Annotated in this window: 17 protein-coding genes; 10 read left to right on the top strand and 7 right to left on the bottom strand. The window is 70.0% G+C overall.

What is annotated here, in order from left to right:
- The first annotated feature begins 55 nt into the window (after positions 1-55).
- Positions 56-292 carry a tectonin domain-containing protein gene (locus OG520_RS26910; RefSeq protein ID WP_406014919.1) on the top strand — a complete coding sequence of 79 codons (237 nt, stop codon included), beginning with the start codon at positions 56-58 and terminating at the stop codon, positions 290-292.
- A 189-nt stretch (positions 293-481) separates the two neighbouring features.
- Complete coding sequence (locus OG520_RS26905) at positions 482-1,135, top strand: TOPRIM nucleotidyl transferase/hydrolase domain-containing protein (protein ID WP_406014918.1); 654 nt, start codon at positions 482-484, stop codon at positions 1,133-1,135.
- Between the two features lie 20 nt (positions 1,136-1,155).
- On the opposite strand, the gene OG520_RS26900 is transcribed toward OG520_RS26905, so the two are convergent.
- Together OG520_RS26900 and OG520_RS26895 are read right to left on the bottom strand one after the other, a co-directional pair.
- Positions 1,156-1,365, bottom strand: a complete 210-nt coding sequence (locus OG520_RS26900) for a DUF397 domain-containing protein (protein ID WP_406014917.1) — start codon at positions 1,363-1,365, stop codon at positions 1,156-1,158.
- The gene (locus tag OG520_RS26895) at positions 1,362-2,243 is read right to left on the bottom strand and encodes a helix-turn-helix domain-containing protein (protein WP_406014916.1); all 882 of its coding nucleotides are present in this window, start codon (positions 2,241-2,243) and stop codon (positions 1,362-1,364) included. Before OG520_RS26895 ends, OG520_RS26900 begins: the two co-directional genes overlap by 4 nt.
- Before the next feature lie 211 nt (positions 2,244-2,454).
- Between OG520_RS26895 and OG520_RS26890 the strand changes: the two genes are divergently transcribed.
- Entirely contained in the window at positions 2,455-2,859 is a 405-nt protein-coding gene (locus OG520_RS26890; RefSeq protein WP_406014915.1) for an ATP-binding protein, read from the top strand.
- Positions 2,856-3,200, top strand: coding sequence for a hypothetical protein (locus OG520_RS26885; protein ID WP_406014914.1), 345 nt, complete (start codon positions 2,856-2,858; stop codon positions 3,198-3,200). Before OG520_RS26890 ends, OG520_RS26885 begins: the two co-directional genes overlap by 4 nt.
- On the opposite strand, the gene OG520_RS26880 is transcribed toward OG520_RS26885, so the two are convergent.
- Positions 3,157-4,077: a hypothetical protein gene (locus OG520_RS26880; RefSeq protein WP_406014913.1), complete on the bottom strand. Its 921-nt coding sequence runs from the start codon at positions 4,075-4,077 to the stop codon at positions 3,157-3,159. The genes OG520_RS26885 and OG520_RS26880 overlap by 44 nt on opposite strands.
- Positions 4,078-4,387: 310 nt before the next feature.
- Here OG520_RS26880 and OG520_RS26875 point away from each other — a divergent pair, with 310 nt between their 5' ends.
- A complete protein-coding gene (locus OG520_RS26875) occupies positions 4,388-4,855 on the top strand; it encodes a nuclear transport factor 2 family protein (protein ID WP_406014912.1) in 468 nt (155 codons plus the stop codon).
- A gap of 162 nt (positions 4,856-5,017) precedes the next feature.
- Here OG520_RS26875 and OG520_RS26870 read toward each other — a convergent pair whose 3' ends face one another.
- On the bottom strand, positions 5,018-6,094 hold the full coding sequence (locus tag OG520_RS26870) for a protein kinase family protein (protein ID WP_406016572.1): 1,077 nt from the start codon (positions 6,092-6,094) through the stop codon (positions 5,018-5,020).
- A 699-nt stretch (positions 6,095-6,793) separates the two neighbouring features.
- Between OG520_RS26870 and OG520_RS26865 the strand changes: the two genes are divergently transcribed.
- Positions 6,794-8,221: an erythromycin esterase family protein gene (locus OG520_RS26865; RefSeq protein ID WP_406014911.1), complete on the top strand. Its 1,428-nt coding sequence runs from the start codon at positions 6,794-6,796 to the stop codon at positions 8,219-8,221.
- 350 nt (positions 8,222-8,571) lie between these two features.
- On the top strand, positions 8,572-9,753 hold the full coding sequence (locus tag OG520_RS26860; RefSeq protein WP_406016571.1) for a serine hydrolase domain-containing protein: 1,182 nt from the start codon (positions 8,572-8,574) through the stop codon (positions 9,751-9,753).
- 245 nt (positions 9,754-9,998) lie between these two features.
- Here the strand turns inward: OG520_RS26860 and OG520_RS26855 are convergent, their stop codons facing one another.
- Positions 9,999-10,652: a hypothetical protein gene (locus OG520_RS26855; RefSeq protein ID WP_406014910.1), complete on the bottom strand. Its 654-nt coding sequence runs from the start codon at positions 10,650-10,652 to the stop codon at positions 9,999-10,001.
- 77 nt (positions 10,653-10,729) lie between these two features.
- Positions 10,730-11,707 (bottom strand): ArsR/SmtB family transcription factor, encoded by a 978-nt coding sequence (locus OG520_RS26850; RefSeq protein ID WP_406014909.1) that lies wholly within the window; start codon positions 11,705-11,707, stop codon positions 10,730-10,732.
- A 74-nt stretch (positions 11,708-11,781) separates the two neighbouring features.
- On the opposite strand from OG520_RS26850, the gene OG520_RS26845 reads away from it, so the two are divergent.
- On the top strand, positions 11,782-13,032 hold the full coding sequence (locus tag OG520_RS26845; RefSeq protein WP_406014908.1) for an MFS transporter: 1,251 nt from the start codon (positions 11,782-11,784) through the stop codon (positions 13,030-13,032).
- A gap of 128 nt (positions 13,033-13,160) precedes the next feature.
- Here the strand turns inward: OG520_RS26845 and OG520_RS26840 are convergent, their stop codons facing one another.
- On the bottom strand, positions 13,161-13,808 hold the full coding sequence (locus tag OG520_RS26840; RefSeq protein ID WP_399329472.1) for a DsbA family protein: 648 nt from the start codon (positions 13,806-13,808) through the stop codon (positions 13,161-13,163).
- A gap of 133 nt (positions 13,809-13,941) precedes the next feature.
- Between OG520_RS26840 and pepN the strand changes: the two genes are divergently transcribed.
- A complete protein-coding gene (gene pepN / locus OG520_RS26835) occupies positions 13,942-16,557 on the top strand; it encodes an aminopeptidase N (RefSeq protein ID WP_406014907.1) in 2,616 nt (871 codons plus the stop codon).
- Between the two features lie 188 nt (positions 16,558-16,745).
- The gene (locus tag OG520_RS26830) at positions 16,746-17,816 is read left to right on the top strand and encodes a hypothetical protein (protein WP_406014906.1); all 1,071 of its coding nucleotides are present in this window, start codon (positions 16,746-16,748) and stop codon (positions 17,814-17,816) included.
- Positions 17,817-17,854 lie beyond the last annotated feature (38 nt).

Raw genomic sequence — 17,854 nt, 5'->3', positions numbered from 1 at the left:
ACCCCTCCGAGCAGCAAGATTCCCCTCGCAAGGTTCGAGGTAAGGGGACAGGAACGTGGCTGACTGGAAGAACGTCTCCGGTGGTCTCACTTCGATCTCGGTCGGGTCCAGGACTCATGTCTGGGGTGTGAACTCCCTGGGCCAGATGTACCGGTACACGGGCCACGACTCCAATCCGTGGGTCGGCATCCCCGGCAGGGCCGTCGACATCGGCGCGGCAGCCGACGGCACCGTATGGCACGTCAACTCGGCAGGCGGAATCTACCGGTACACCGGAGACCAGCCGAGCTGATCCCGGACACCGACGACTGTGGGCCCACGCGTGGTGCGCGTGGGCCCGCATTCGTTCCCGCCGGGGACTGTCGCCCGGTGATCCGGTCGGCGGTCCCAGGCAGAGTGACCCTGGACGACACGGGCCGGGAAAACGTGTATGCGTACGGGATCCCCGCCGTGCAGGATGGCGCCGGGGAGGCGAGGTCTCGTGGACGAGTTGAGGCGATTCAGCCAGGCGGCGGTCGTATGGGCGGCAGGCGGAGCGGGGTCGGATGCGGCAGCCGCGGTGGCGCGGGAGCTGGCCGGCGGTGTGCGGACGGTCGTGCTCGTCGAGGGAAGCAGCGACCAGGTCGCCCTCGAAGCCCTGGCCACGCGCTACGGCCGCGACCTGGGCGCGGAGGGCGTCGCGGTGGTACCGCTCGGTGGCGCGATGAGCATCGGGCGCTTCCTGGACGTGTGCGGCCCTCCGGGGCTCGGCCTCCCACTGGCGGGTCTCTGCGACATCGGCGAGGAGCGGCACTTCCGGCGCCATCTGGAGCGGGTCGGGCTCGGGTCCGGTCTCACACACGCCGGGCTGGAGGCACTCGGGTTCCAGGTGTGCGTCGCCGACCTGGAGGACGAGCTGATCCGCGCCCTCGGGGCCGAGGGCGTGCAGCAGGTCATCGAGGACCAGGGCGAGATGCGCCCCTTCCATACGTTCCAGGGCCAGCCGGCACAGCGGGAGCGCCCCGTGGAACACCAGCTACGACGGTTCATGGGCACGCACAGCGGCCGCAAGGCGCTCTACGCGCAGGCGCTGATCGCACACCTGGACCTCAAGCACGTACCCGGGCCGCTGGAGCGCCTGCTCACCCACGTCTAGCGTAGCCCGCCCCGGGTGCGTCAGCGCCCGAAGGCCCCGCCCTTCACCCCGTCGACGAACGCGGCCCACCCCTCGGGGGCGTAGAACTGGAGCCCGCCGCCAGGGTTCTTGCTGTCCCGCACAGCCCGGCCGCCGTCGGCGGTCCGGGCGACTTCGACGCACTCGTTGGCCGACCCGCCGCCGGAGAAGGACGACTTCACGAATGGGCTGACAACTTCCTGGCTGCTCACGATTCCTCGTTCTCCGCGATGATGCCGTTCATGGTCTTCCGGATGAAGGTGAGACTCCGGTCCGGAGTGAGAGCTGCGGACCGGAGCGCGTCGAAGGCGTGGACGTACCCCGCCATGTCTTCATGATCTTCCAGAATGACGCTGTTGACCAGCGTGTCCTGCACGATGGCCTCCGGCGAGGCTTCGTGCGCGTAGGACAGTGCGACGAAGGCCGGCGCGACGCGTGCTGCCGCCCACTCCGTGTGGGGCAGCACCTGGAGCGTCACATTCGGCTGCTTGGCCATCCTGATGAGATGGGCAAGTTGATCGCGATGAACGTTCGCCGAGGGCATCGGGCCGGATATGGCCGGCTCCCAGATGACTGCGGCAAACCGCGCACCCGACTCCTCGAACACCCGGCGCCGCTCCTGTCGCACCTTCACGATCTCATCGGCCGCTTCGCTGCTGAGCACTTCGGGGTTGGCCTCGGTCAATGCCCGGGTGTAGTCCGGCGTCTGGAGCAGGCCGGGGATGAAGACCGGTTGCCAGGCACGGATGTACGTGGCGTCCGTCTCCAGTGAGAGGAAGTCGCCCAGCCGGTCGAGTGCGGGCGACTGGAACGGGAAGTTCAGCCACCAACCACGCTTGTTGCTGTCACGGGCCAGCTTCTCCAGCCTCTTGCGCTCTGCCGCGTCCTCGACCTCGTACAGGTCGAGCAGCACACGCACATCACCCACACGCGCGCTGACCGTCCCGGACTCGATCCGACTGATCTTGGCCGTTGAGCACGCCACCGCCTCGGCGGCATGTTCCTGGTCCAGGAGCGCGTTCAAGCGCAGGCGCTTCAGCGCCGCCCCCAACCGGCGGCTGCGCACCGTGGGCTTCCCACCTGCGGGCATACGTCCCCCTCACTCTCCAAGCCAGTGTGCCCACTAACTGTTCGCAGACGCTAGCGACTTGACCCTCGCGGGTGAATGCAAGCTTGCACCTACGACTCGCTTGCCTTTCGTCAGAACCTACCTCTAGCGTGGCTTGCGTCACACCGCGCCGCGGAATGGGCGCACTCCGTGACCATGAATCCGCCTGCCCACCCACGACCTTGGGGGACCCATGTCCGGGCGCACGCACATCAAGAGATTCCGGGCCCGCAGGGACTCCGTCCCCGCCGCTCGACGCCACGTCGAGAGCATCCTGACCGAGTGGAAACTCGGCGGGCTCATCGACGAAACAACCCTCCTGGCAAGCGAGTTGAGCACCAACGTGGTCAACCACGCCAAGGGGGCCGGCGACTACTTCGAGCTGGGTTTACGCCGTCGCAACGGCACGCTCCTACTGGAGGTTTCCGACTCGTACCAGTGGCGAATGCCCACGCTCCGCACCCCCACGCTCGACGACCTCTCCGGCCGTGGCCTGGTCATCGTGGACGCGGTCGCCGCGAAGTGGGGCGTACGGCCGCGCGACCCCGGCAAAACCGTCTGGGTCCATCTGACCATCGGTCAAACCGAGTTGACGTGAGGCGGCCCCTCAGGACCGCCTGGCGGTGCGAGGTCACCGCCGACGGACTGCTCGTACGGGCCGAGCACGCCGCCACCCCCACACAGGCACTGATCTGGATGCGGGTCTCCGTACGGACCCTGCTCTCCGGGTTCGACGCGGAGCACCGCGACCGCACCTTCGGCTGGCTCGACCACAGCCAGTGGGAGGCCGTCATACGGCTCAGGGCCGGCGAGCCGTACGCCTACACCGCTCGCGCGGGCGGACGCGTCGTCGACTGGTCCGCGCGCCCCGTGCGGGTCCTGCCCGTAGCCACGGTCACCGCGGTTCCGCGTCGATGGATTCCGCGATGTGGGACATGACGGACCAGATGATCGCCTTCCGGCAGTTGCTCAGGCCCTTGTCCTCGATGTACAGGGTGTTGTCCGCGCCGACCCGGTAGTTCTCCCGGCGGCCGTCCGCCTTGAGCTTGAGGCCCTTCATGCGGCGTCGCAGGTGGGGAACGGTGATGGCGACCTGGTTGGCGTCCACGGCCAGGCGGGTGACCTCGTCCCACGGGATCTCGTCGGCGGCGCCCTTGACGTACAGGTACGTACCGCCGAGCTCGAAGTGGTCGTACTGGACCTTGCCGCCCTCGGTGGCCAGTTCGCGCAGGTCGTGCCGCACACGCGCCTCGGCGACGCGGTCGATGATGCCTGCGAACATCGGCGTCAGGTTCCCCGGGGAGCGCAGGAACGTGCGCAGGAGACCCGCGCCGACATCGGTCAGGAAGTAGTTGCCGGACAGTTCGCGCGCGCCCTGGCCGGTCGCCGTCCACAGCCGCGCGACGATCTTGTCCGAGATCGGCCGGGAGGACGGGCCGACGTACGTGGCCTCACGGGAGAGGACGACGTCCTTGAAGTCCTCCCAGTGGTGCGCCCACCGCACCTTGCGCCGGCCCCGGTAGACGATTCCGCCCTCGTGCAGGATCAGCCAGGAGGCGAGGGAGTGGGGCAGCTCATACACGCCCCAGACGAACAGCAGGAGGCAGATGACGTCGAATATGAGGTGGCCGGTGCCCGGCATGGAGTCGGGTATGCCGCCGAACAGCAGGAAGGCGGCGACCGGGATGACGGTCAGGCCGAGCTTGCCCATCGTCGGGCGTTCCCGGTAGCGCGCGAGAACGGGCCCCAGCTCCTCCGGATCGGCCGTTCGCCGCCGTTCGTCGTTCCCGTTGCCCGGATCTACCATGGCCCCCATCCCGGTCCTCCGTCGTATCCCGCTGGTTCCAGGGCGAGTTAGGTTTCCCTTCGGCCGCCCTTCGGCGCACGCTCCTTCGACGCCGTGCCGCAGCCTAACCCCGTCCGCGACCGGGCAGGAGGCCCGCACCCGCTCGGTCGTCGTGCGCTCTGTCCGCACCCTCGTTCGTGCCGGCGGATCGTCATCGCGGTGCGCTCCGAGCGGGGCCGTGTCACATTCCGGAGGTCCGTGTCGTCGTACTGCCGGGACGGACGCGCCATCCAAGAGGTGTCGTTCGTCCACCGGGTCCAAGGCGACAAGGAGGAGACCGATGACTGACTTTCAGGCCATCGCGGACCGCGTGGAGATCGAGGCGCTGCGCGGCGAGTTCACCGACGGGGCGATGATGCGCGACTACGGCCGCATCGCTTCGCTGTTCACACCGGACGGTGTTCTGCGGATGCCCAACATTCCCGTTGAACTCGAAGGGCGGGAGGCGATCCGCGCCTGGGGCAGGCGGGTGCCGGATGTTGTGGAATTTTTTGTGCAGAACACGCACCCGGGCGTGATCCGGCTCGACGGCGACACCGCGTCCGGCCGCGCGTACATATCGGAGGTGGTGCGCGGCCGCGACGGCCGCGGAGGTCTGAACTACGCGATTTACCACGACCGTTACCAGCGCACCGGCGACGGCTGGAGGTTCACGGAGCGCGTCTACGAGGTCCGCTACGAAGACGCCTCGCCGCTGGCCGGCTCACCGCCCCGCCCGGCCGATGCTTCGGGATCAGCCCACCGCTAGGGCCTGTCCGGCGGATCACGGCCGGGGTCGCGGCGGCTGACACGGCACCTCGCAGCGTTGCCGAAACGTCCGAATAGCTCCGCTATTAGGACGCTCCGGGGCGCTGCTGGAGGCCGACGTAGGGTGACTGATCCATGTCGAGTGCCGGCCTCCAGGCGTCCGTCAGTAAATGAAGGAGCTGTACAGCCCGCCAAGTTGACGGATCTCCTCCAGCGGGTATGGGGTCTGCCTGCTCTGGCGCTGGAACTTGAGGTTGAAGTCAGACATCAGTGCGGCGATCGGCGCGTGCCGGGCGAGGATCGCCGCGGCCACCTCTGGGATTCCTGCAGGGCGCTTGCCCTCTGCGTATGCGCGCACCAGCGCGTAGCGGCCCTCCCGGTCCTCCTTCTGGTATCCGTACAGACCGGTGACCAGCCAGTTCACCAGATACGTGGCGGTGTAACAGCGGTCGTAGGTCTGATGCCGGTCGAAGAAATCGGCTTCGTCCTGCGACAGCTCGAACCCGGAGGAAATAGCGAGGCCGTAGTCCGCGAAGTAGAGGCGCCGGCCGTCGGTCAGAATGTTCTCGAAGTGCGCGTCGAAGTGCAGGAGCCCGCGGCTGTTCATGAACGAGGTGCCGGCTGCCAGGTCCCTCTCCACCATGGCGCAGGCTCGGTTGGCGGTCTCGTCTCCTGCTTCGACCTGGGTGCCCAGCCACTGGTGCAGGTTCTGCGGGATGTACTCCAGGAACAGCGCGACACTCGCCGAGGACTGCTGGAGAGCCTCGATCCGGCGGCGCACCTGCGATCCGCCGCCCCAGTAGGCGACGGCCCGTTCGATGTCGGCCAGTTCTTCGGGCAGGGGCGTTGAGTCCGGCAGCACCCGCCAGTGATATATCAGGGGGAAGCCCTCGTATTCCGCCGCGAGCACCCAGTTCGTCGTCATAGTGTGCACGGCGAGCTCTCGCCAGGCCCCCCAGCCCGGCCCGCCGATGGTCCCAATGCCGTACTGGCAGAAGACGGGCAGCTCGAACAGATTCGCCGTGGACCGGACGTGCTCAGGTTGCCTCTCCGGATCGGTGAGGGGCACCCGCTTCACGAAGACCGGCGTTCCGGCGACCTCCAGCAGGGCCGACTTCCCGCCGATGCCGGATCCGATCGGCACGGCCGTGTCCACGAGCTCGCGCAGGGCGCGATCACTGCACAAGGCCAGGGATGTGGACACGGCACTATGGGCGGTCAGACGCGCACCGCGCGACATGTCAGGGCACTTCACTGCGGCCTCCACCTGGTGCCGACCTCGATCCTGAAATGGCTACGCACAGTCCCGCCGAGCGCAACGACGCGTGGCTCTGCGTTTGGCCTCCGGAGCGGGCAGAAGGCGCCCAAGACCCGTGTGTGACCACAGACCTGAACACCCTCCTGACCGCACTCTACGTGAAGATCGACGACGAAATTGGAGGAACCCGGCGCCTCGGTAGACCGCCGCTGCTCAGGGCATCCTGCTCATCACGGACAAGGGATTCGCGTCCAAGCCGTTCGAGAAGGACCTCGTCACACAGGGCATCGAGCTGCTGCGGCCGTCTCTCAAGCGGGAGAAGAAGCGCTACGGAGAGCCGATGCTCAAGAAGGTCCGCCAGCTGATCGAGTCGTTCAACGACACCCTCAAAGGCAGCTTGACCTGGAGCGACACGGCGGACGGACCTTCGAGGGCGTGGCCATCCGAGTGACCCAGCGTGTGCTCACGATGGCCGTCGGTATCTGGCACATCAATCTGATCGGCGCAGCAGTCACCGCTCACTGATCGCCTATGACCACTGATTACATCGGAACTACTCGTCCAGGCGCACAGCAAGCAGCGGGGTGGGGCTGCCTCCACCCCCCGGTGGACCCAGCCCCACCCCGGATCCGGGAGTGGGGCGGATGGATCGTCACCGGGCCGCTCGCCACGCTGGAAGCCATGACACGGCTAACGCGAAAGCAGAACAGACTCCTGGTCTCCGCGGCCCTGTGCACCAGCGCACTGGTGGTGGCCGCCGCCCCGGTCCAGGCGATGGGGCCGGCACCGACGTACGCCCCCGCCACCACCTCCGCGGCTCACCTCCGCGGCCCGGCCACCCCCGGCGATCCGCAGGAGAAGGACGCGGTGCGCGCCATCGAGCGCGCCGCGCATCCGCTGCTGTCCACCGAACCCACCGGCGGCTTCCGCGATCTGCGCCCGTTCGGGCGGATGGTGGGGAACGCCACCATCGTGGGCATCGGCGAGGCCACCCACAGTTCACACGAGTTCTTCTCCTTCAAGCACCGCGCGTTCCGCTATCTGGTCCAGGAGAAGGGCTTCCGCACCTTCGCGCTGGAGGCACCCTGGAGCACCGGTCAGCGACTCAACGACTATGTGCGGTACGGCAAGGGCGACCCGCGGCAGATCATGCGGGACGAGTTCCGCAACTCCTACCAGGTCTGGCAGAACCAGGAATACCTGCGGCTGATCGAGTGGATGCGCTCGTGGAACGTGGCGCACCCCGGCGACCCGGTGCAGTTCATGGGCAATGACTTCGGCTACGCCGGGCCCGACCTGTACGACCTGGTGACCTCGTACGTCGGGCAGCGCTTCCCCGCACTACTGCCCCAGTTCACCGCTCTGTACCAGGGGCTGCGCCCGACCACCGACGTGGACACCTATGTCCACGCCTATCTGGCCAGGCCGATCGCCGAGCGGAAGGAGATGGCGCAGCGCACCGGGCGGGCGCTGGCACTGTTGCAGGGCCAACGGCCGGGCGGCGGGAAGGCCGAGCAGGAGGCGTACACCCGGGCGGTGCAGCATGCCCGTGCCATCGACCAGACCGCCACCGGGTACAGCTACGACTTCACCAAGCCCACCCAGGGCGCCGCGGCCATGCGCTACCGCGACCAGGTGATGGCGGACAACACGGTGTGGTGGCAGCGGCACACCGGGGACCGGGTGCTGCTCTCCGCGCACAACGCCCATGTCGCCTACGACACCTACTCCCCGAAGGAGTACCCGAGGATGCAGGGCGCGTTCATCCGCGACGAGATCGGCTCGTCCTATCTGAGCGTGGGGTTCACCTTCGACCAGGGCTCGTTCAACGCCGACGGGCCGAACGGCGCGCCGACCCGGTACACCGTCGGTCCCGCCGAGCAGGGCAGCAACGAGCGCACCCTGGACGCGGTGCGCTACCGGGACTACATGGTGGACCTGCGCACCACGCCGACGGCGGCCCGCAACTGGCTGGCGGTCGCCCGGCCGACCCGCAGCATCGGCACCTCGTACCCGGATCACGCGGTGTACCCCGTATCGCTGCTGCCCTCGCACGATGTGCTCATCCATCTGCACCGGATCGACGCGGCCGGTCTGCTGGACCACTGAGCTCGGCGCTCTGGTGGCGGGCGTGCTCGCGGCGCAGGGGTCTGGCCTGATCCCAACGAATGACGCCAGCCCCGTACTTCGCGGGTCGTTGATTCGTGTGGATCGGGTGGCTGGATCGGCGGTCTCCCGCCCCGATCGGCGCGAGCATCCCACCCGTACCGGCCCGTGTCGGCCCTGACCACCCACCGAATCAAGCTGAAGCGGTCTCAGGGGCTAATGCGGGTCCTCTCGGGGGTGTTCCCTGATGAGTCACACAGCGGTTGTGCGACACCGTCGTAGGCATGACTTCCAAGCCATGTCTTTCCGATACCGAGGCAACTACGACGAGGGTCCGGCGCAGGCGGGTACCGGTGGCGGCACTTGCCTGCGCGGTTCTTGCCGCGGTGGCGCTGGGCACGGCCCTTCCGGCGGCAGCGACTCCTGCTGAGCGGCCCACGGTGGCGGTCGAGCGCGCCAGTGGCCAGTTGCCGGGTTTGGACCCGCAGGTCTTACAACGGGCGCTCTCGAGCGCACCTGACCGGGTCACAGGAGTGCTTGCGCGGGTGAGTGGCCCGGACGGTCACTGGGTCGGCACGTACGGGACTGCCGACGTTGCGACCGGGGCGTCGGTTCCGGCCGACGGCAGGTTCCGCCTCGGCAGCGTCACCAAGACCTTCATCGCCACCGTGGTGCTGCAGCTTGCCTCCGAAGACCGCGTCGGCCTCGATCAGCCCGTCCAGCGGTACCTGCCGAACGTACTGCCTGACAGCTACCCGCCGATCCCGGTTCGCACCCTGCTCAACTTCACCAGCAGCCTTCCCGAACTGACACCGGACGACATCCCCACCACCCCGGACGGCATCGTCGAGCACCGCTTCGACGACCACCCGCTCGCGGAACTGATCGCCAAGGCCGTTCAGCATGAGCGACCGTTCGCCGTGCCCGGCTCCATGCAGGCGTACGGAGCTACCGGCTACTACGTCGCCGCACTGCTCGTCGAGAACCTCACGGGACACACCTACCAGCAGGAGATCACCAACCGGATCCTGCGGCCGCTGCACCTGCGCGACACCACCGCCCCGGAGACCGACCCCACGATCCCGGGCCCTCACTCCCACGGCTACATTGCCGTGCCCCAGCCGGACGGCGGGACGCAACTGGTCGATATCACCGAACAGAACCCGGGCGCCGGGGGCATGATCGCCACCACGGCTGACCTCGACCACTTCCTGACCGCCCTTTTCCGAGGACGACTCCTGCCACCGACCGAGCAAGCGGAACTCTTCACCGTCCCCAATGTCTCCTACCTCGACGGCAACGCCCACGACCCGGGTCACGGCCGCGCCTACTACAGCGCCGGACTGATGCGCGCGACCCTGTCCAACGGAGTGACCGTATGGGGCAAGACCGGCAGCACCTTCGGCTACACCGACGGCATGTTCACGACCCGTGACCTGCGTCGCCGCCTGGTGTACTCCTTCAACCCCACCAACGGCGGAGGAAATGATCTCGCCCTGGTCAACCAGATCCTCTCCGCGGCCTTCGCCTCATGAGAGGAAGCACAGCGCATGACCAGTGAGTCGGCATGCCACATCCGTCACGTCACGCTGGTCATGCCCTGACCCGTGGAAACAGGCTCTTTCCCCTGGACCCGTACTTCGCGGTCGGTTCAGGTCTGTGGCCGGCGGGTTCGGGTGACTTCGATGCCGCCGAGAAGGATCACCGGGTCGGCGGTCGCGTTGGTGGCGGTGGCGGTGCGAATACCGCGGCGCCCACCTCCTGTTCACCCCGAGTCGGCTCAGGGCGCGCTTCCCGGCCCCTCCCCCGCCCGGTCGAGCAGAAGATCGATGGCCGCCTTCGCCTCCGTCACGGTCGCACCGGTCGCCTTGCGCCAGGTTTTGATCGCCTGGATGCGGTCACCCGCCCGCGCGTGGGCGAGGGCGAGCCTCGCGTGGAGCGGGTGGCCCGGCAGCCGGGCGGGAATCGGGCGGCCGCGCGGCTCGCCGTGGCGGCCGCTGGGGTCGAGTTCGTCGAGCGAGGAGTGCAGCCCGTGGACCGGCGCTCGCCCGGCCGGCTCCTCGTCGCGGACCGCCACGAGTTCCCAGCGGAAATCCGCGGGCCGGGCCCCCTCGTGGTCGAGCCCGATTCCCAACAGTCCGGGATCGTCGATCAACTGGCAGACGTTGTAGAGGACTGCGTGCTGCACCTCCCGTACTACGTCGGTCAGATCGTCCGGGTCCACACCGCACGCCAGAACCCGCTGGAGCGCACTCGCCCCCACGTCGGCGGGACCGCTGCCCTGCTGGTGGCCCCTGAGCTCGGGTTCGAGCCAGGACGGGTAACCATCGGTGTAACTGTCCTCATCGACGACCATGCCCCACAGCGTGGCGAGGAACGACTGGAGTGCCTGTGCCGACCGGTCGTCCGGGTCGGATTCTTCGCGCTCGACCATCCGCCAACCCTGCCAGAGAGGCATCCAGGGATGACCACGACCCCAAGTTCGCGAGCGAGGGCGAAGAGAGTGCGCCCTCAACCGCCCCCCTGAGCCCCCACCAGTACGTCGCCCGCCTCCGTGCGGAAGTACAGGACGGAACGGCCGGTTCGGCGGCGGTCTGCCAGGCCCGCGTCGAGGAGGATCTTGAGGTGGCGGCCGACCGAGCCCAGGGCCTGGTCGGTCAGGGCGACCAGTTGGGTGGTGCTCTTCGGGTCGGCGAGGAGGACGAGGACGGCCGCTCGTGCGGGGCCGAGGAGGCGGGACAGGCTGTCCGGGACCCGGGCCCGGTCCGCGTCGGCCAGGGTGCCGGAGCAGGGGTAGACGACCGCGTAGCGCCGGGCTTCGTCGTCCCAGGAGACCCAGCCCGAGCGCTGGGTGACCGGGACGAACAGTAGCCGTACGCCGGACAGTTGCTTCGGCGGGTAGTCGTGCGCGTTGATCTGGAGCCGGCTGTCGCCCAGCCACCGCATCCCCGGGCGCAGACCGCTCAGGGCGGCCGCCCAGCCGCCCTGGCTCAGCTGTCCGGTCCGCGCGACGATGTCCGCCTCGATGATCCGGCGGCGGCGCGGCCAGTCCGGCAGGACGGTGTGCAGCCAGACCCAGTGCAGGGCGTCGGCGGCCCGCCGGGCCAGGTCGTCGCGGTCCAGGAGCGCCGGGAGGGGGCCGCCACCGAGCGACACCGCCAGGTCCGCTCGGGCGCGCTCGGGGGTGGTCGCCCGGACGGGGGCCAGCTCCTCCTCGAAGGACGGGGCGCCCTCGCCCGTCGGTGTCGGGGTGATGAAGTCCGCGTTCCAGCTGCCGCCGAGCGCCGCCGGTACGAGAAGGGCCGCGACCGGGTCGGCGGCCTGCCGGGCGCGGTAGGCGGGCAGATGGGCGTCGAGCCAGGCCCGTTGGCCAGGGTGCTCGGGCCGGCCCCGCTCCAGGGAGTTCAGGGCGGAGAGGGTCTCGGCGAGCGGTGAGACGACGAACCGGCTCCCGGCCAGCGTGTCCGTGTTGATCTGCCACAGGCCCACGACGTCATGCCTCCACGTTTCGCCTCCGCGCGAAACTGTAACGGTCGTCCCGGACCGCCGCCGAGACTCCCCGCATGCGCACCTACCGGGAACTCTTCCGTACGCCGCAGTTCGGACCGCTCTTCGCGACCAGCGCCGTCCAGGTCGCCGCGTCGACGACGAGCGGGCTGGCCCTCGGCACCCTCGTCTACACCGCGACCGACTCGCCGCTGCTCGCCGCCCTGTCCATGTTCGGCTCCTCGCTCGCCCAGATGATCGGGGCGACCCTGCTGATGTCGGCGGCGGACCGGCTGCCGCCCCGGGCCGCGATGACCGGCATGGCGCTCGCCTTCGGACTGGCCACCGCCGTCCTGGCCGTCCCCGGGCTGCCGCTGCCCGTGGTCTTCGCGATCATCCTGGCCGAAGGGGTGGTCGCGGCCGTGGGCGGCGGTGTGCGGTACGGACTGCTCAACGAGGTGCTGCCCAAGGACGGCTATCTGCTGGGGCGTTCCGTACTGAACATGTGCTCCGGCCTGATGCAGATCGGCGGGTTCGCGCTCGGCGGGCTCCTGGTGGCGACGCTGTCCGCGCGCGGCACGCTGCTGGTCGCCGCCGCCCTGTATCTGACGGGTGCGGCCGTCGCCCGGTTCGGGCTGGTGCGCAGGGCGCCGCGCGCCTCCGGGCGGCCGTCGGCCGCCGAGACCTGGCGGGTCAACGCCGTGCTGTGGTCCTCGGGCCCGCGCCGCCGGGTCTATCTCGCGCTCTGGGTGCCGAACGGGCTGATCGTCGGCTGCGAGTCGCTCTTCGTCCCGTACGCCCCCGAGCAGGCCGGGCTCCTCTTCGCCTTCGCCGCGCTGGGGATGCTCATCGGGGACACCGCGGCGGGCCGGTTCTTCGCACGGCAGTGGCGGGGGCGGCTGGCCACTCCCCTGCAACTGCTCCTGGCCGTCCCGTATCTGCTCTTCGCCGCGCGCCCGGCGCTCCCCCTGGCGCTCGCCCTGGCGGTGCTCGCCTCGGTCGGGTTCTCGGCGAGTCTGCTGTTCCAGGAGCGGCTGATGGCCCTGACCCCGGACGAGTTCACCGGCCAGGCGCTCGGCCTGCACTCCTCCGGGATGCTCACCATGCAGGGCGTCGCGGCAGCGCTGGCCGGCACCGTCGCCCAGTGGACCTCCCCCGCGACGGCGATGACCGTGATGGCGGCGGCCTCGATCACGGTCACCCTGGCTCTGGCCGCGGCCGGGCGCCGGGCCGCGGGAGCGGTGGACAGCGTTGCGCCCCATGGGACTTCGGAACATGGAGCTTCGGCAGCGGTGGACGTCACGGGTTCTGCTGATCGACGGGCATGACCGGCTGCTGCTGTTGTGCGGCAGGGACCCGCGGCGGGACGGTGCCCGCTGGTGGTTCACCGTCGGCGGCGGGGTCGAGGACGGCGCGGGGCCGGGCGGCTGCCGGGACCCGCACCGCGCCCGGCAGGTCAGTCGAAGATCGGGCCCTGGGTCCGGGTCCGCTTGATCTCGTAGAAGCCGGGGATCGACGCCACCAGCAGCGTGCCGTCCCACAGCTTCGCCGCCTCCTCGCCCTTCGGGGCGGGGGTGACGACCGGGCCGAAGAAGGCGATCTGCTCGCCGTCCGCGCCCGGAACGGCGATGACCGGGGTGCCGACGTCCTGGCCGACCTTGTCGATGCCCTCCTTGTGGGAGGCGCGCAGCTCGGCGTCGTACACGTCCGAGTCCGCGAAGTCCGCCAGCTCGGCCGGCAGGCCGACGTCCTGGAGCGCCCCCACGACCGCCTCGCGGGTGGGGCCCTCGCCCTGGTTGTGGAAGCGGGTGCCGAGCGCGGTGTACAGCGGGCCGACGATCTCGTCGCCGTGCTTCTGCTGGGCGGCGATCACCACGCGGACCGGGCCCCAGCCCTTCTCCAGCAGCTCGTGGTACTCCTCGGGCAGCTCGTCGATCTTGTCCTCGTTGAGGACGGACAGGCTCATCACGTGCCAGCGGACCTCGACGTCGCGGACCTTCTCCACCTCCAGCATCCAGCGGGAGGTCATCCAGGCCCAGGGGCAGAGCGGGTCGAACCAGAAATCGACGGGGGTCTTGCCGGTCGCCGTGCTGTTGTCGGGCATCGTCTCTCCTCATAAGGGTGATCGCATCTGTGCACGGAACGTCCCCGGAGGCGCCCGCCATTCCCCAGTTCCGGGCCGAGCAGCGGCATGGGAGGATCAAAACCATTCGAACGTGACACAAAGGAGTGTGCCCGTGCCCGGTGAGAACCTGTCCCGTGACGAGGCCCGTGTGCGGGCCGAGCTGCTGACCGTCGGCGGTTACGAGGTCGAACTCGATCTGCGTTCCGCCGTGGACGGGCCCGACGGTGACGGGGACGCCGCCGCCGGTCCGCGGACCTTCCGCTCGGTGACCACGATCCGGTTCCGCAACGCGCGGGCGGGGGCGTCGACCTTCGCGGACCTGGTGGCGCCGTCCGTGGACGCGGTGACACTGAACGGGCGGTCGCTCGATCCCGCCGTCGTCTTCGACGGCGCACGGGTGGCGCTGGACGAGCTGCCGGAGGGCGAGAACGTCCTGGTGGTCGACGCGCAGTGCGCGTACAGCCGGACCGGCGAGGGCATGCACCGGTTCGTCGACCCCGAGGACGGCGAGGTCTATCTCTACACGCAGTACGAGCCCGCCGACGCGCGGCGCGTCTTCGCGAACTTCGAGCAGCCCGATCTGAAGGCCCCCTTCCGCTTCCAGGTGACGGCGCCGGAGGCCTGGACGGTCTGGAGCAACGGGGCGGAGGAGTCGCGGGACGGCGGGACCTGGCGGTTCGCCGAGACGAAGCCGATCGCCACGTACATCACGGCGGTCGTCGCCGGTCCGTACCACTACGTGACGGATTCCTACAGCCGTACGTTCGAGGACGGTACGACCCTGGAGATCCCGCTCGGCGCGATGTGCCGCAAGGGGCTCGCCCGGCACTTCGACGCGGACGACGTCTTCCTGATCACCAAGCAGGGCCTGGACTTCTTCCACGACAACTTCGACTACCCGTACCCGTTCGGGAAGTACGACCAGGCGTTCGTGCCCGAGTACAACCTCGGCGCGATGGAGAACCCGGGCTGTGTCACGTTCCGCGAGGAGTACATCTTCCGCGGCAAGGTGACGCAGGCCGCGTACGAGAGCCGCGCCAACGTCATCCTGCACGAGATGGCACACATGTGGTTCGGCGACCTCGTCACCATGCAGTGGTGGGACGACCTGTGGCTGAAGGAGTCCTTCGCCGACTTCATGGGCGTCTTCGCGATGGTCGGGGCGACCCGTTTCGAGGACGGCTGGATCACCTTCGCCAACAACCGCAAGTCCTGGGCGTACCGCGCCGACCAGCTGCCGTCCACGCACCCGATCACGGCCGACATCCGTGACCTGGAGGACGCCAAGCTGAACTTCGACGGCATCACCTACGCCAAGGGCGCCTCGGTCCTGAAGCAGCTGGTGGCGTACGTGGGGCGGGAGGCGTTCCTGGAGGGCGCCCGGCGCTACTTCAAGAAGCACGCCTACGGCAATACGCAGCTGGGCGATCTGCTGTCCGTGCTGGCCGAGACGTCCGGGCGTGACATGGCCGCCTGGTCGCGGTCGTGGCTGCAGACCGCGGGCGTCAACTCGCTGACGCCGGTGGCGACGTACGACGCGGCGGACCGGATCACGGAACTGGCGGTCCTCCAGGAGGCGGCCGACTCCCACCCGGACCTGCGGCCGCACCGGGTCGCGGTCGGGCTGTACCGGCGGACCGCCGACGGCGACCTGGTGCGGTACGCGCGCGCCGAGGTGGACGTGGCGGGGCCGCGCACGGTGGTCGGGGAGCTGGCGGGGGCCGAGCGGCCCGAGCTGATCCTGGTCAACGACGACGACCTCACGTACTGCAAGGTCCGCTTCGACGAGGTGTCGCTGGCCACGCTGCGGGCCCACCTGGGCGACATCACGGACCCGCTGGCGCGGGCGCTGTGCTGGTCGGCGCTGTGGAACCTGACCCGGGACGGGCTGATGCCGGCCCGCGACTTCGTCTCCCTGGTGCTGGCCTTCTCGGGCCGGGAATCCGACATCGGCGTGCTGCAGATGCTGCATACCTGGACCCGGACCTCGCTGGTGCAGTACGCGACGCCCGGGTGGCGCGAGGAGGGCGGCCGGGCGCTGTCCGAGGGTGCGCTGCGGGAGCTGCGGATCGCCGAGCCGGGCAGCGAGCACCAGCTGGCGTGGGCGCGGTTCTTCGCGTCGGTCGCCGACTCGGCGGCGGACTTCCAGCTGCTGTCCGGGCTGCTGGACGGCTCGGCCCGGATCGACGGGCTCGACGTCGACCAGGAGCTGCGGTGGGCGTTCCTGTCCCCGCTGGCCTCGCACGGGGTGGCCGACGAGTCGGTGATCGATGCCGAGCTGGCCCGCGACGACACGGCGTCCGGCAAGCGGCACCAGGTGCGGTGCCTGGCCTCGCGGCCCTCCGCCGCGGTGAAGGCGCAGGCCTGGGCGGGCGTCGTGGAGTCGGACGCGCTGTCCAACGCCTTGGTGGAGGCGACGATCTCGGGCTTCATGCAGTCGTCGCAGCGGGAGCTGCTCGCGCCGTACGCGGGCAAGTACTTCGACGCGATCGAGCGGGTCTGGGCCGAGCGGTCGATCCAGATCGGGGTGATCGTGGTCAAGGGCCTGTTCCCGGCGCTTCAGGACGACCCGTCGACGCTGGCCGCGACGGACGCGTGGCTGGCCGCCCACGAGGACGCGGCGCCGGCGCTGCGGAGGCTGGTGCTGGAGGCCCGGGACGACCTGGCGCGGGCGTTGCGGGCGCAGGCGTGCGACGCGGGCGCGGCGGAGGCCGGGGCCGGGATCTGACGTCCGGCGGACGGCGCCGGGGCCGGGTGGTCCCGGCGCCGTCCTCGACCGGCGTGAGCGGCCGGAAGAGGCCGGGTCGGGCCTTTTCGGTCGTCGAACGTGCGTACTTTAGGACGGCGTTGTCCTGAATTGTCGACGAGCGTGTAACAGGGGTTAGCTCCGCCACGGCATGCGGGATACCCCGGAACATGACCCAGAACACCCCACTCTCCCCCTGCCACCCCCGCATCGCCGACGATGTCCGCCAACGCGTGCTGTCCGCGGCGCAGTTGAGGGCGCAGGGGGTGTCCGCCGCGGAGGCCGCCGCGCACTGCCGGGCCGGTGGGCCGTGGCAGCAGCCGCTGCCCGGCGTGTATGTCCTGCACCCGGAGCCGCCCACCGGTGAGGAACGGCTGCGTTCCGCCCTGCTGTACGCCGGCCGGCCACCGGCCTCCGGCCGCCGGGGCGTACCGGCACAGCCGGGGCGGGAGGCCGAGCCGGAGTCCGGTTACGGCGAGGCCATGCTCACCGGGCTCGCCGCGCTCGCCCTGCACGGGTTCGCCGCCGCGCCGGCGGCCGGGATCGACGTCCTGGTGCCGCGCACCCGGCGGCTGCGCTCGGTCGGGTACGTCCATCTGGTGCGCTCCTCCGGAACGCCCCGCGCCGAGCAGGTGCGCGGGCTGCCGGTGGCCCCCGTGGAGCGGGCGCTCGCGGACGCGGTCGCCGGGCTCGGCGACCCCCTGGCCGTGCGCGGGCTGCTGATCGAGGCGGTGCGCGGCGGGCACTGCGAACCGGCCGCCGTCGTACGCGAGTTGAGTCGCGCGAAGTTGCTGGGCCGGCCGCAGGTGGTGCAGGCCGTCGACTCCTTCCTCGCCGAGGGGCGGGCGCTGGCGGAGGCCCGGCTGTACGACATGGTGCGGACGTACGGCCTGCCGGAGCCGCTGTGGAACGTGGACCTGCGGCTGCCCGGCGGCCCCTGTCTCGGCGGCGTGGACGCCTACTGGCCCGAGCAGGCGGTCGCCGTGGAGCTGGACATCAGGGCGCCGAGGCGCGACGGGCCCGACGACGGGCGGTGCCGGGAGGAGCGGGAGCACGGGACCGAGCGGTCCGGGCACACCGCGGAGCGGGAGCATCTGGAGCGGCTCGGCGTCACCGTCGTCCGCCTCGCGCCGAGGAAGCTCCGCGACGCGAGCGAGGAGCAGGCGGTCGTGGTGCGCACGGCGCTGATGGCGGCGGCCGACCGTGAACCGGCGGCGTATGTGGTGATCCTGCCCCGCTGAGAACGGTGGAGTGAATCACAGGCGTCACTTATCTGTCA

Source organism: Streptomyces sp. NBC_00984, from assembly GCF_045162475.1.
Taxonomy (GTDB): Bacteria; Actinomycetota; Actinomycetes; order Streptomycetales; family Streptomycetaceae; genus Streptomyces.
The sequence above is the reverse complement of the archived record's forward strand: the minus strand, read 5'-3'. Positions and strand labels throughout refer to the sequence as shown.